13 protein-coding genes and 2 tRNA genes are annotated in these 13311 nt (G+C 66.5%); 8 read left to right on the top strand and 7 right to left on the bottom strand.

The window, feature by feature from the left end; genetic code table 11:
* Positions 1–10: 10 nt before the first annotated feature.
* From msrB to E4L98_RS13540, 4 genes are read left to right on the top strand one after another with little or no spacing between them, the layout of a single operon-like run.
* Entirely contained in the window at positions 11–505 is a 495-nt protein-coding gene (gene msrB, locus E4L98_RS13555) for a peptide-methionine (R)-S-oxide reductase MsrB (RefSeq protein WP_135202082.1), read from the top strand.
* A gap of 15 nt (positions 506–520) precedes the next feature.
* Entirely contained in the window at positions 521–2389 is a 1869-nt protein-coding gene (locus E4L98_RS13550) for a redoxin family protein (protein WP_135202081.1), read from the top strand.
* 14 nt (positions 2390–2403) lie between these two features.
* The gene (msrA, locus tag E4L98_RS13545; protein ID WP_135202080.1) at positions 2404–3099 is read left to right on the top strand and encodes a peptide-methionine (S)-S-oxide reductase MsrA; all 696 of its coding nucleotides are present in this window, start codon (positions 2404–2406) and stop codon (positions 3097–3099) included.
* Between the two features lie 7 nt (positions 3100–3106).
* Entirely contained in the window at positions 3107–3928 is an 822-nt protein-coding gene (locus E4L98_RS13540) for a hypothetical protein (protein ID WP_135202079.1), read from the top strand.
* Here E4L98_RS13540 and E4L98_RS13535 read toward each other — a convergent pair.
* The 3 genes from E4L98_RS13535 to earP all read right to left on the bottom strand — a co-directional run bounded on the left by E4L98_RS13535 (position 3925) and on the right by earP (position 7490).
* Positions 3925–5523, bottom strand: coding sequence for an amidase (locus E4L98_RS13535; protein WP_135202078.1), 1599 nt, complete (start codon positions 5521–5523; stop codon positions 3925–3927). The two genes, E4L98_RS13540 and E4L98_RS13535, sit on opposite strands and share 4 nt — an antisense overlap.
* 150 nt (positions 5524–5673) lie before the next feature.
* Entirely contained in the window at positions 5674–6249 is a 576-nt protein-coding gene (locus E4L98_RS13530; protein WP_135202077.1) for an elongation factor P, read from the bottom strand.
* A gap of 113 nt (positions 6250–6362) precedes the next feature.
* Entirely contained in the window at positions 6363–7490 is a 1128-nt protein-coding gene (gene earP, locus E4L98_RS13525) for an elongation factor P maturation arginine rhamnosyltransferase EarP (protein WP_135202076.1), read from the bottom strand.
* A 146-nt stretch (positions 7491–7636) separates the two neighbouring features.
* Here earP and E4L98_RS13520 point away from each other — a divergent pair, with 146 nt between their 5' ends.
* From E4L98_RS13520 to E4L98_RS13510, 3 genes are all read left to right on the top strand, one after another.
* Positions 7637–8521 carry a hypothetical protein gene (locus E4L98_RS13520; RefSeq protein WP_135202075.1) on the top strand — a complete coding sequence of 295 codons (885 nt, stop codon included), beginning with the start codon at positions 7637–7639 and terminating at the stop codon, positions 8519–8521.
* Positions 8522–8601: 80 nt separating this feature from the next.
* Positions 8602–8871 carry a hypothetical protein gene (locus tag E4L98_RS13515; protein ID WP_135202074.1) on the top strand — a complete coding sequence of 90 codons (270 nt, stop codon included), beginning with the start codon at positions 8602–8604 and terminating at the stop codon, positions 8869–8871.
* Between the two features lie 11 nt (positions 8872–8882).
* Entirely contained in the window at positions 8883–10724 is a 1842-nt protein-coding gene (locus tag E4L98_RS13510) for a S8 family serine peptidase (RefSeq protein ID WP_135202073.1), read from the top strand.
* Positions 10725–10768: 44 nt separating this feature from the next.
* On the opposite strand, the gene E4L98_RS13505 is transcribed toward E4L98_RS13510, so the two are convergent.
* The 4 genes from E4L98_RS13505 to E4L98_RS13490 form a co-directional block, all read right to left on the bottom strand.
* Positions 10769–10844 (bottom strand) — tRNA-Glu (locus tag E4L98_RS13505).
* A 34-nt stretch (positions 10845–10878) separates the two neighbouring features.
* A tRNA-Glu gene (locus E4L98_RS13500) sits at positions 10879–10954 on the bottom strand.
* A 91-nt stretch (positions 10955–11045) separates the two neighbouring features.
* Positions 11046–11522: a hypothetical protein gene (locus E4L98_RS13495; protein WP_135202072.1), complete on the bottom strand. Its 477-nt coding sequence runs from the start codon at positions 11520–11522 to the stop codon at positions 11046–11048.
* Between the two features lie 82 nt (positions 11523–11604).
* Entirely contained in the window at positions 11605–12630 is a 1026-nt protein-coding gene (locus E4L98_RS13490; protein ID WP_229257389.1) for an AraC family transcriptional regulator, read from the bottom strand.
* A 147-nt stretch (positions 12631–12777) separates the two neighbouring features.
* Here E4L98_RS13490 and E4L98_RS13485 point away from each other — a divergent pair.
* Positions 12778–13311 (top strand): beta-ketoacyl synthase N-terminal-like domain-containing protein (locus E4L98_RS13485; RefSeq protein ID WP_267874911.1); only part of this gene is annotated, 534 nt, incomplete at its 3' end.

Genomic DNA, 13311 nt, shown 5'->3' with positions numbered 1-13311 from the left:
GGAGCACACCATGACCAACCGACGTTCTTTCATCCTCAAGAGCGGCGCCGCGCTGTTGACCGGCATCGCCGCCTGGCAAGCGCGCGGCAGCATGGCGGCGCCTGCCGCCGCCTGGGAGGTCACTCATACCGACGCCGAATGGCGCGCCAAACTGACGCCCGCCCAGTACGAAGTGCTGCGCAAGCACGGCACCGAGCGTCCGTTCAGCAGCCCGCTGTACAAGGAACATCGCGCCGGCAAATTCAGCTGCGCGGGCTGCGGCAACCCGCTGTTCTCGTCCAAAAACAAATTCGACAGCGGCACCGGCTGGCCGAGCTTCTGGAAGCCGCTGGACCGTGGCGTCTACACCAGCCGCACCACCTCGCTCGGCCTGTACGGTGTCGAGGTGCAGTGCCGCCGCTGCGGCAGCCACCTGGGCGACGTATTCGACGACGGCCCGGAACCGACCGGCCTGCGTTACTGCATCGACGGCGTGGCGCTGAACTTCACGCCCGGCGAAGCCTGAGAAGGAGCCATCATCATGCTGCTCTTACTGCTCGCTTATCTCGGCGGTGCGCTGACCATCGTCAGTCCGTGCATCCTGCCGGTGCTGCCGTTCGTGTTCGCCCGCACCGGCCAACCCTTCGTGCGCAGCGGCCTGCCGCTGCTGGCCGGCATGGCCCTGACCTTTGCGCTGGTGGCGACACTGGCCGCCGTCGGCGGCGGCTGGGTGGTGCAGGCCAACCAGTACGGCCGCTGGATCGCGCTGGTGCTGATGGCTTTCTTCGGCCTGACCTTGCTGCTGCCGCACCTGGCGGACCGCCTGACCAAGCCATTGGTGGCACTGGGCGACCGTCTGTCGAACAAGGCGCAACAGGCCGACGCCGAACGCGGCGCCTGGTCGGGTGCGCGCTCGTCCTTCCTGCTGGGCGTGGCCACCGGCCTGCTGTGGGCGCCGTGCGCCGGCCCGGTGCTGGGCCTGGTGCTGACCGGCGCGGCGCTGAACGGCGCCAGCGCCACCACCACCCTGCTGCTGCTGGCTTACGCGCTGGGCGCCGCCACCTCGCTGGGGCTGGCCCTGCTGGTCGGCGGCAAAGTGTTCGCGGCGATGAAGCGCTCGCTCGGCGCCGGCGAATGGATACGTCGTGGCCTGGGTGTCGCCATGCTGGCGGGCGTGGCGGCGATCGCCAGCGGCCTCGATACCGGGCTGCTGACCCGCGTCTCCACCGTCGCCACCGCCGAGATCGAACAATCGCTGATCGACAGACTCGCGGCCAGGCCCGATGATGCCGCGCAGGCCGGCGGCGCGATGATGCGCCGCGCCACCGCCGCTCACGATGACGACACCGCGCCATCGGGCGCCATGATGGCGCGCACCGCCATGTCCGGCGGTCCCGCGATGATGGCCATGCGCGCCGCCGCGACGGCAGCGGAAACGCTGAAGGTCGAAGGTCATCTGCCGGCATTGAACGGCGCGGTCGAGTGGCTGAACTCCGCGCCGCTGAACGCCGAGCAGTTGAAAGGCAAGGTCGTGCTGGTCGATTTCTGGACCTACTCCTGCATCAACTGCCTGCGCAGCCTGCCCTACACCAAGGCCTGGGCCGAGAAATACCGTGACCAGGGCCTGGTGGTAATCGGCGTACACGCGCCGGAATTCGCCTTCGAGCGCAATGTGAACAATGTGCGCAAGTCGGTCAAGGAACTCGGCATCACTTACCCGGTGGCGGTCGACAACAACTACGCCATCTGGCGCGCCTTCGGCAACCAGTACTGGCCGGCGCACTACTTCATCGACGCCAAAGGCCAGATCCGCCACCACCACTTCGGTGAAGGCGATTACGCCGAATCGGAACAGGTGATCCAGCAGCTGCTGGAAGAAGCCGGCCGCAAGGATGTCACCAACACCGTGGTCAGCGCCGAGGAAGCCAAGGGCGTGCAGCAACAGTCGGACATCGGCCAGGTGGCGTCGCCGGAAACCTATCTGGGCTACGAGCGCGCCGAAAACTTCGCCTCGCCGGAGAAGCAGGCGGCCGATCGCGCCTTAACTTACACCGTGCCGGCCAAGCCGGCACTGAACCAGTGGGGTCTGGGCGGCAAATGGCTGTCGCAGGCGGAGCAAATTACACTGAGCGAAGGCGCCGGCCGCATCGTCTACCGCTTCCATGCGCGCGACCTGCATCTGGTGCTGGGGCCGGGCAAGGACGGCAAGCCGGTGCGCTTCCGCGTGACCATCGACGGTCAGGCGCCGGGCCAGGACCACGGCACCGACAGCGCCGCCGACGGCAGCGGCGTGATCGACAGCCAGCGCCTGTATCAGCTGGTGCGCCAGTCCGGCGCGGTCGGCGACCGCACCTTCAGCATCGAATTCCTCGATCCGGGCGTACAAGCCTACGCCTTCACCTTCGGTTGATAAGGAGAGTCAGCATGAACAGCATACAGAAAATGGGCGGCGCGCTCGCCCTGCTCACCCTGGCCGCCTGCGGCCAGACGGCGATTTCGGCGGAAGCGGCGGTGGTGATCGCGCCACCGGCGGTCGATGAACCGGCAGCCAGCGAGCACACCGCCACCGCCATCTTCGCCGGCGGCTGCTTCTGGGGCGTGCAGGGTGTGTTCCAGCACGTGAAAGGCGTCAGCAACGCCGTCTCCGGCTATGCCGGTGGCGATGGCCGCACCGCGAACTATGAGCTGGTCAGCGGCGGCGATACCGGCCATGCGGAATCGGTGAAGATCACCTACGATCCGACCCAGGTCAGCTACGGCAAGCTGCTGCAGATTTTCTTCTCGGTGGCGCACGACCCGACGCTGCTGAACCGTCAGGGACCGGACCGCGGCACGCAATACCGCTCCGCGATCTTCCCGCAGACGCCGGCGCAGCGCGCAGTGGCGGAAAAGTACATCGCCCAGCTGGACACCTCGCACGCGTTCAAGAAGCCGCTGATGACGAAGATAGAGCTGGACAAGAAATTCTATCCGGCCGAGTCGTATCACCAGAACTATCTGACGCTGCATCCCAACGATCCGTACATCGTCTACAACGATCTGCAGAAGGTGGCGAATCTGAAGCAGGTGTTGCCCGACCAGTACAGGGCGGACGCTGTACTGGTCCGCAGGCCGTTATAATGCAAGGATGACGACCAAGCTGATTTCCGAGTTAAGAAGGCTGTACCTGCTCAACGACCGCCGCTACGATGATGCGACGCTGGCGCGGCATCTGCGCGGCGAGAGCACGTTTGCGGCGCAACTGGCCGGCGACGGCTACACGCGCGCCATCGTCCTCGATTTCCACAAGGCCGAGGGCGAGCGCCACTGGCTGCGGCTGTGCGAGGTGGCCAATGCGCTGCAAGCGGACCTCGGCCTGCCGGCGCCGGCGGTCAGCGTCTCCGGCGGCGATTGCTATCGTCTGTGGCTGTCGCTGGAAGCGCCGCTGACCACGGCGCAGGCGGCACAGTTCACGGCCTTGCTGCACAAGGCTTACTTCGAAGATGAGCCGGTGGACCCTGGACGCACCAGTGTCGAGCTGCCGCCCTGCCTGCATGCGGCCACCGGCTTGTGGGCAGCGTTCATCAATCCGGGCATGGGCGGCGCGCTGGCCGAGGATCTGGGCCTGGAAATGCCGCCCAACGAAAACGCCCAGGCGGCGTTCCTGGAAAAGCTGGGCAGCATCAGCGGAGAAGTCTTCGAGCAAGCGCTGGCCGCGCTGCAGCGCAAGCACGCCGACGCGCTGTCGGCATCGGCATCAATGACGGCCAGCCCCGCGCCTGCCAGCGGCAACGCGCCCGCCGGCAGCATCGACGACCGCAAAGCTGACGGCGGTGGGAGCAGCAGCGCCAGCGGCGCCGCATCGGCGGCCGGCAGCCTGCTGCTCAAGGACGCCACGCTGGAAGACATCGTCCGCCACCTGCACGCCCGGGGCATCGAGCCCACCTTCCGCCACGTGCTGAAAAACTAGCGCGCCGCCAGCGACACGCTGGGCGGAAACTGCGGCGGACGACGGTGCATGGTGGCCTGCTCGTACGCATAGGCCATGCGTATCAGCGCCGCCTCGCTGTAGGCCGCGCCGACGAAGGACAGGCCCACCGGCAGCCCCTGCACATAGCCGGCCGGCACCGTGATGTGCGGATAGCCCGCCACCGCCGCCGGCGACGAAAAGCCGCCGCTGAAATGATCGCCGTTGATGAAGTCCGTCAGCCACGCCGGCCCGTCGGTCGGCGCGATCAGCGCATCCAGCTGATGCTCCTTCATCACCTGATCGATGCCCTCGTCGCGCGCGTAGCGGCGGTTGTTGGCCAAGGCATCCTTGTAAGCCGGCGTCTCCAGATCGCCCTTGGCCTGTGCCTGCTCCAGGTACTCCTGGCCGAAGTACGGCAGCTCCTGCTGGCTGTGCCGCTGGTTGAAGGCGATCAGCTCCGCCATGTTGGACACCGGCGCGTTCGGCGCGTAGTCCTTCAGATACGCTTCCAGGTCCGCCTTGAATTCGTACAGCAGCACCTCGGTCTCGCTGTCGCCGTATTTGGCGACATTCGGCACCGGCGTATCGATCAGCACCGCGCCCTGCGCCTTCAGATCGCGCAGCGCCTGTTCGATCACCGCATCGCGGCCGGCATGCTGGCCGAAGAAGTTGCGCGCCACACCGAGACGCATGCCCTGCAGGCCACCCTTCTGCAGCGCCGCCGCATAGTCGCCGACCTTGCCGACGCTCTCGCGCGTGACCGGATCGCGCGGATCGACGCCGGTCATGGCCGACAACATCAGCGCCGCATCGGCCACGCTGCGTGCCATCGGCCCCGCCGTGTCCTGCGAGTGCGCGATCGGAATGATGCCGCTGCGGCTCACCAGGCCCAGGGTCGGCTTGATGCCCACCAGGCCGCAGATCGATGCCGGCGAGACGATGGAGCCGTCGGTCTCCGTGCCCACCGCCAGCGTCGCCAGTCCGGCCGCGATGGCGGCGCCGGAGCCCGAACTCGATCCGCTGCAGTTGCGGTCCAGCGAATACGGGTTCAGCGTCAGGCCGCCGCGCCCGCTCCAGCCGCTGACCGAATGCGTCGAGCGCATATTGGCCCACTCGCTCAGATTGGTCTTGCCGATGATGACCGCGCCGGCCGCGCGCAGCTGCGCCGTCACGTGCGCGTCGCGCTGCGCGCGCACGCCGGCCAGCGCCAGCGAACCGGCGGTGGTGCTCATGCGGTCGCCGGTGGCGATATTATCCTTCAACAGCACCGGGATGCCGTGCAGCGGACCGCGCACGCGCTTCAGGCTGCGCTCGCGGTCCATGTCCAGCGCGATCTTCAGCGCTTCCGGGTTGAGCTCGATGACCGAATTCAGCCGCGGCCCGGCCTTGTCGATGGTCTTGATGCGCGCCAGATACTGCGAAGTCAACGCATGCGAGGTCAGCTTGCCTGCCTCCATCATCTGCTGCTGCTCACGGACGCCGGCGTCGAGGATGCCGCCGCTGCCCAGTCTGGACGCCGGCGCCGCCAGCCCCTTGTTACCTGTGCCCGCGACACCCGCCGCCAGGCCGATTTTGACGAAACCCCTGCGATCCATGCCATCCTCGTGGTCGATTTATTGTGATCACCAATCCCTGGTTTTTGTTGCCTGGCAATAATACCTCAGCGGGTTGCAAGTTACACCACGAAAATGAATAAAAAAAAAGCACGCCACCGGGGCGTGCTTTTTTTGTCACAGAAGATCGGCTTAGTTGCGCACGACTTTCTTGAATTCGTTGGTGCGGGTGTCGATTTCGATGATGTCGTCCTGCGACACGAACAGTGGCACCTGGATGGTGAACTGCTTCGATTCGATGGCGTTCTCGATGCGCGCTTCCTTGGTCACGTTACCCGAGGTGTTGCCCTTGACGGCCGGTTCCGAGTAGACGATCTGACGCTGGATGGTGGTCGGCAGTTCGACCGAGATCGCTTTGCCGTCGTAGAACACGGCTTCGCATTCCATGCCGTCTTTCAGGTAGTTCAGCGATTCGCCCAGGTTTTCTTCTTCGATTTCGTACTGTTCGTAGTCAGCATCCATGAACACGTACAGCGGGTCGGCGAAGTACGAGTAGGTAACCGGCTTCTTGTCCAGAACGACCACGTCGAACTTGTCGTCGCCGCGGAACACGTTTTCCAGCGGCGCGTTGGTCAGCAGGTTCTTCATCTTCCACTTGTAGGTGAAGCCGGTGCGGCTCGAACCGTTGACGTCGGAACGCAGGACGATGAATGGCTTAGCGTCAACCATGATAATGTTGCCGACGCGAATTTCTTTTGCTGGTTTCATAGCGATTCTACTTAATAAGGTGGTTGCGTAAAGATCATCGTCGCCTGACGGTTGATCGAAAAAAAGCGGTACAGAGCTAAACCCGGCATTGTACCCTGTTTTTTCGGCCGCGCCTATCTCAGCGTGGCGGCAAACGACAACAGGTTGCCGGCCATATCGCCCAGGTCGAACATCGCCTGGCGCCACGCGCCGGCGCGCTCGGCAACCACGCCGCGTTCGGCTTCCAGGGCCGCCCACAAGGCGCTCCAGTCCGCGTCCCCCGAGGGCGCGCCGTTCCAGCGCAGCACGAATTCGGTCAACGCCGGCAAGCCGCCGGCGTACCGCTGCAGGAAGGCGCGCAGCTTCTTGTGGTGCAGGTTTTCGTCCTGCGGGTAGATGTGCCAGACGAAGGGCTTGCCGGCCCATTGCGCGCGCACGAAGGAATCCTCGCCACGTACGAAGTTCAGCTCGCAGGCCCACAGCAGCTTGTCGTAATCGGCCTGCGGCACGAACGGCAGCACGCGCAGCGTCAGCGCGCCGCGCGTGACGCACTCGCCGGCCTTGCCGGCGCCGCCGGTGAAGGCCCGCACCGCCTCGGCCGCCACGCCTTCCGGCACCAGGCAGACCAGCGGCTTGGTCCCGGCCTGCCAGACGTCGAGCAGCGCCGACACCGGCGCGTGCGGATAGCAGAACAGCGACACCTTGGTGGCCGCGATCTCGGCCGCCGACAAGCCCAGCCGCGCCAGGAACGGTGCGGGGTCGAATTGCAAACGTTGCTGTTCCAGGCCGCGTTCGACGATCAGGCCGCCGGTTTTGGCGGTGAAGCCGGGGAAGAAGAAATGCTTGATCAAGCCGTCGCGCTGCGGCGAGGTGAGGCAATGACAGCCCTCCACCCACTCCTCCGCCGTCAAGCCTTCCAGGTTGAACCACACGGGACGCGGGCGGCGCCGCGCCATGGCGTCGATGTAGCCGGGCGGGATATCGACCGCGAAAAATTCGATCACGATGTCGGCCACCTGCTCCGGCGCGTAGACGCCGTCCTGACCGCGCCAGTGCCGCACCGTCACGCCGTCGATCCGCTGCAGTTCGGCGGCGCTGTCCACCGGCGGGCAGATGCGTTTGAAGCTGGCCAGGTCGTCGACGTAGAGGGTGACGTCGAGCCCGTGCTCGGCGGCCAGTTGCCGGGCCAGACGCCAGCAGATACCGATATCGCCATAGTTGTCGACGACGCGGCAGAACAAGGCCAGGCTGCGGAAAGTCATAAAAAATGCGCTGGAAAAGGTGAGGCTGGATGATACCTGATTAACGTAATCAGGGAACCAACAATGGCGAAACTTCTCGCGCGCCTGTACGTCCAATCCTACCAGCGCGGCTAACCGGCGCGCTGTAACCACAACAAGGAGATGTCATGAATGAATTTCAATCGTACTATGGACAACCTCTGATGCCCCAGCAGGCGGGCGATCTGGCGCCGCAAGGCTTCTTTGGCGGACTGTTGGGCGCGCCGCTGGGCGGCCTGATCGGACGCGGCATTGGCGGCCTGTTCGGCAATGCCAACCTGGGCCGGCAAATCGGCCAGGCGGCGGGCGGCGTCGGCGGTTCGCTGCTGCCGTTCGGCGCCGACCCGGTGAGCGCGGCCTACGCACAGCAGGCACAGCAACAGCAGATGCTGCAGCAGGCGCAGCAAGCACAACTGGCGCAGCTCGCACAACAGGCTCAGCTGGGCCAACTGGCGCCGCAAGGCTGGTTCGGCAACATCATCAAGAGCGTGGCGCAGCCGCTGGGCGGCGCCATCGGCGGCGCCTTCGGCCATGCCGGCCTGGGCAACACCATCGGCGGCATTGCCGGCCAGTTGGGCGGCATGCTGCCGTTTGCCGCCGACCCCGTCGCCGCCGCGTATGCCCAGCAGGGCCTGTCGCCGCAAGGCTGGCTGGGCGACCTGCTGCGCAAACAACACCCCTACGGCAGCATGATCAGCCCGACGTTCGGCTCGCCGCCGCAGAACATTCTGCCGTTCGGCGTCGATCCGGTCAGCGCCGCCTATGCGCAGCAAGGGCTGGCGCCGCAGGGCTGGTTCGGCAACCTGATCAAGAACGTCGCCCAGCCGCTGGGCGGCGCGCTCGGCGGCGCCTTCGGTAACGCCGGCCTGGGCAACACCATCGGCGGCATCGCCGGCCAGCTGGGCGGCATGCTGCCGTTCGGCGCCGACCCGGTGACGGCGGCCTATCTGCAACAGGCGCAGCTGGCACAGATGGCGCAACTGGCGCAGCAAGGCCAGCCCACCATGCATTGACGCGGTAAGGTCCCGCCCTCCGGCGGCACGGGCTGCCGGAGGGCGCCGCACTTCCACTTCAGGCTCAAGGAGGCTTCTTCATGCCGAACACCCGCTTTCTGGTGCACGCCGCGCTGGGTGCGCCGCTCAACGATTTTCTGGCGGTGGCCGCCACCGATCCCGAGATCGCCGTGGTGGACGTGATCGGTCCGCGCGACCGGCCGCACACCGCCGTGATTGAAATCAGCGCCGACAAGGCGCGCGAGCTCGACCAGTATTTCCAACGCACCGGCACTCCCACCCACCAATTGACGATCGAGCCGGACCGCCCGCTGTCCATGTTTGACAGCGGCCCGTTCGATCCGCTGTGAAAGGAATCACCATGCCCAAGAATCCCAACGGTGGCGCCGGCGCGCCGTCCGAAACGCCCGTCCCCGCCCCCGCGCCTGTCGCCAACGGTCCCGCCGATGCCGTCACGCCGCAGGCCGACGGCCATGCCAACGCCGGCCGCAACATCAGCGCGCGCAAGAAACAGTTCCTGATCGCGCCGCGCCAGCCGCCGGAGGGCTTGCAGACGCTGGGCCTGCAGCCCATGCAGTTTGCCGCACTGGAGCAGGCGCTGCGCAACAGCAGCGATATCGAGGTGGTCGACAAGATCGCCCCGCTGTCCGTGCTGGCCGACGGCATGGGCGGCGCGCCCGGCGTGCTGGTGGCGCGCATGACCGACCAGAAGGCCGCCATGCTGCACCAGCAGGGCCAGGGCCGGCTGCTGGTCGAACATGACCAGCCACTGACCCTGATGGACGCGTCGCCGGTGCAGCCGGCGCTGGTGACGCCGGCCGCCGTCGGCGGCCCGGTGCTCAACGCCGTCATCAGCGTGATCGACAAGGCCGGCATGCCGATGCCCGATGCCGAAGTGTCGCTGTTCGGCAGCCTGCTGCCGGCCAGCGGCGTCACCGATGCCAACGGCCGCGTCACGCTGTCGCTGTTCGGCGAAACGGCCGCCACCGTGCGCGGCCTGTACGTCAAGCCCAAGGCCGACTACTGGAGCTTTTACCAGCGCGATCCCGACATCAGCACCGACCAGGCCAATGTGGTGGCGCTGCGCGCGCTGGCCGACTGGCCGGCGCTGGCCGGGCTGCCGCGCCAGCGCGCGCTGGGCTGGGGCCAGAAGGCCATGCGGCTCGACCAGCTGCCCGGCGCCTACCGCGGCCAGGGCGTGCGCATCGCCATCGTCGACTCGGGCGCCGCCACCAGCCACGACAACCTGCACGGCATCCGCGCCGGCTTCGACATCCTCAACAAGAAAACCAATCCCGACGGCTGGAACCAGGACACCATCGGCCACGGCAGCCACTGCGCCGGCGTGATCGCGGCGGCCGACATCGCCACCGGCATCCGCGGTTTCGCGCCGGACGCCGAAGTCCACGCCTGCAAGCTGTTCCCCGGCGGCCAGATCAGCCAGCTGATCGACGCGCTCGAATATTGCATCGACAAGCAGATCGACGTGGTCAACCTGAGCCTGGGCGGCACCGAGGTGTCGGAAGCGCTGGAACAGCAGATCCTGCGCGCCAAGCGCGCCGGCGTGGCCTGCATCGTCGCGGCCGGCAACTCGGGCGGCGCGGTGCAGTATCCGGCCTCGTCGCCGAACGTGCTGGCAGTGGCCGCCATCGGCAAGCTCGACGAATTCCCGGCCGACAGCTACCACGCGCAGACGCTCGACGCCAACGTCGACGCCTATGGGTATTTTTCCGCCAAGTTCAGCTGCTTCGGACCACAGATCGCCGTGTGCGCGCCGGGCGTGGCCATCACCTCGTGCGTGCCGCCGAATAACTTTGCCGCCTGGGACGGCACCTCGATGGCGGCGCCGCACGTGACCGGCCTGGCGGCGCTGTGCCTGGCGCACCACCCGGACTTCCAGGCGCAGTACAAATTGCGCGGGCCGGACCGCGTCGAGCGGCTGTTCCAGATCATCCGCGCCAGCGCGCGTCGCATCAGCCTGGGCGACCAGAGCCGCACCGGCTTCGGCCTGCCGGACGTGCTGGTGGCGGTCGGCCTGCAGACCCAAGCCATGCAGCCGCAGCAGGCGGTGATGCCGGCGCCGGCCGGGCTCGGCGCGAATGTCGGCGGCTTGATGGCGGCCAGCTACGACCCGTTTGCGCTGGCGCGCCATGCGGCCGTGCCGTGGCCATCGCCGCCAGCCTACCAGCCATTCTTCTGGTAGGCGCGGAAAAGCAAAAAGCCGCACAAGGCGGCTTTTTGCTGATCTGGCGTCCCCACGGGGATTCGAACCCCGGTACTCACCGTGAAAGGGTGATGTCCTAGGCCTCTAGACGATGGGGACAGAAACTGTCCGTACTGGCCTTTGGAAATGTGGTTGGCGTCCCCACGGGGATTCGAACCCCGGTACTCACCGTGAAAGGGTGATGTCCTAGGCCTCTAGACGATGGGGACATTTCCAAGGCGCGAATCATAGCAGTCCGCTGCGCGGAAAGCAAGAGCAAACCCTTGTTTTTGCTGGAAAATCACGGCAAGATTGGCAACTCTACAAGGTTGCCGGCGGCTTGGTGGACAACGCCACGATCGCCGCGCCGGCGGCCACCATCAGCGCATCTTCCACCAGCCCGCTGCGGGTCTGGCCGTATCGGGCCATGGCCTGCTTGCGGCCGGCGAGCGTCAGGTAAGCCAGCGGAATCGCGGTGGCCACCGCCAGCGCCGCGCCGGCGCCCTCTTTGCCTTTCGGCGCCAGCGCGGCGCCGGCGATGCCCGCGCTCGCCATGCGCGCCAGCAGGCCGAGCAGCACCGTGCGGTCGGGCGCGGTCTTCATCTTGTCGCCGGCCAGTTCGCCAACGCCCATGGCCAGCGCGCCGTACTTGAACAGCGGACGATCCAGCAGCATCAGTTCACCGGGCGTGCGGCGGTCGGCCAGACGGGCGGCCGCCAGCGTCGCCATCGGCGTCATCGATCGCGCGCTGGCGACAGCGCCGATCAGCGCAGAAGAAAGAAGATTGCGTATGCTCATGTTGTCCGCTCCGTTGTTTGGTGGAAGTACACAGCTTAGGAGATAAGCCGCGACGCTTCTGTTAGACGGAGCATATAAACCGTCACTCGCTGTCGCGTGCGCCCTTGCGGTAAGCGGTGGGACTGCTGCCCGTCCACTGCCTGAAGGCGCGGCAGAATACCGCCGAATTGGAAAAGCCCAGATCCAGCGCCAGCGCGGCCACGGCGACATTCGAGTGGGTCAGCCGGTGCACCGCGATATCGCGCCGCAGATCGTCCTTGACGGTCTGGAACCCGGTGCCCTCCTCGGCAAACTTGCGGGTGAGGTTGCGAACCGAACTGTGCAGCGCATCGGCCAGATCCCGGATCGTGACCGCTTCATCGATGCGCGGCTCCAGAAACGCCCGCGCCTTCGCGCTCAGCGAGGTGCGGTTGACCGCCGCGAAAGTCCAGTCTTCCGGCGCACGTTTCAGAAACCCCCACAGCTGATGCTTTTCGCGCTTGAACGCCGCCGCGCAATCGCGTTCGTCGAGGTAGATGCTGGTCTCCCTGGCCTGGAAGCCTACGCCGCCCGGAAACAGAAACACATAATCCTGCACATAGCGCGGCCGCGCGAAGCAGAATGCGACCCGGTGCACGCCGATCTCGCGTCCCAGCAGCCACGAGGCGACACCATGGATCAGCTTCATCATCAGACCGTGGCCGAGCGGATTGGCCGTGGCGCCGGGCGCGCGCGCGATCAGTGCCAGCCGGACCGCCTCATTTCGCCGCACCATGTGCAGGCGGTAATCGTCCAGCAGCAGATTCCAGAAGCGCACGAAACGGTTCAGCGCCACCATCACGGTGGGCGTGTCCAACAGGCTCAGCATCAGATACTTCAGCGTGCCGCCGCGGATGGGGCGCGACCAGAGGCCCAGCATCTCGTCATCGAGCAGCGCCGCCACCGAACGATAGAGCGCGACATATTGCCGGCGCGTGATGCGCGCGTCCGGCTGCGCCAGCAGGGACTGCGGGATGCCGGCACTGGCCAGGGACGCCGCCACGGCGTAGTCGCCACGCTGGGCCCGCATGAACGCCAGCATGCCCTGGACGAAATGCGTCGAGACGGTGTGTGAAGTCACTTCGGTCATGGCAAAAATATTGGCGTGTTTTGCATATCCACTGGCGCGAACGGTCAAGCATGCTGCATCGTTGCTGCCTATACTGACCGGCATCGCGCTGCCAACATGGCGCGCTTTGCCTATTTTGCATGGCGAATCTGGATGGAGCAAGTATCGATGAGCAAACGTATCGTGGTCACCGGCATGGGCATCGTCTCGCCGCTGGGCAGCGGCAGCGAGACAGTATGGCAGCGCCTGCTGGCGGGACAGTCGGGCGTGGTGCGCCTGGATGAGCAGCACACCCTCGACATACCGTGCAAGATCGGCGGTGTCGTGGCCGGCTTCGATGCCGCGCTCGCGGCCGAGCCAAAAGACCAGAAAAAGATGGACCGCTTCGCGCTGTTCGCCCTGGCGGCGGCGCAGGAAGCGCTCGACCAGGCCGGCTGGCACCCCGACAGCGAAGACGCGCAACGGCGCACCGCCACCGTGGTCGCTTCCGGCATCGGCGGCTTTGGCGCGGTGGTCGAGGCGGTGCGCACCACCGACGGGCGCGGACCGCGCCGGCTGTCGCCGTTCACCGTGCCGGGCTTCCTGGCCAACATGGCGGCCAGCCAGATCTCCATCAAGCATGGACTGCGCGGCCCGCTGGGCGCGCCGATCACCGCCTGCGCCGCCGGCGCGCAAGCCATCGGCGACGCCGCGCGCCTGATC

It is taken from the genome of Duganella callida (genome assembly GCF_004614165.1).
Lineage (GTDB): Bacteria > Pseudomonadota > Gammaproteobacteria > Burkholderiales > Burkholderiaceae_D > Rugamonas > Rugamonas callida.
The sequence above is the reverse complement of the archived record's forward strand: the minus strand, read 5'-3'. Positions and strand labels throughout refer to the sequence as shown.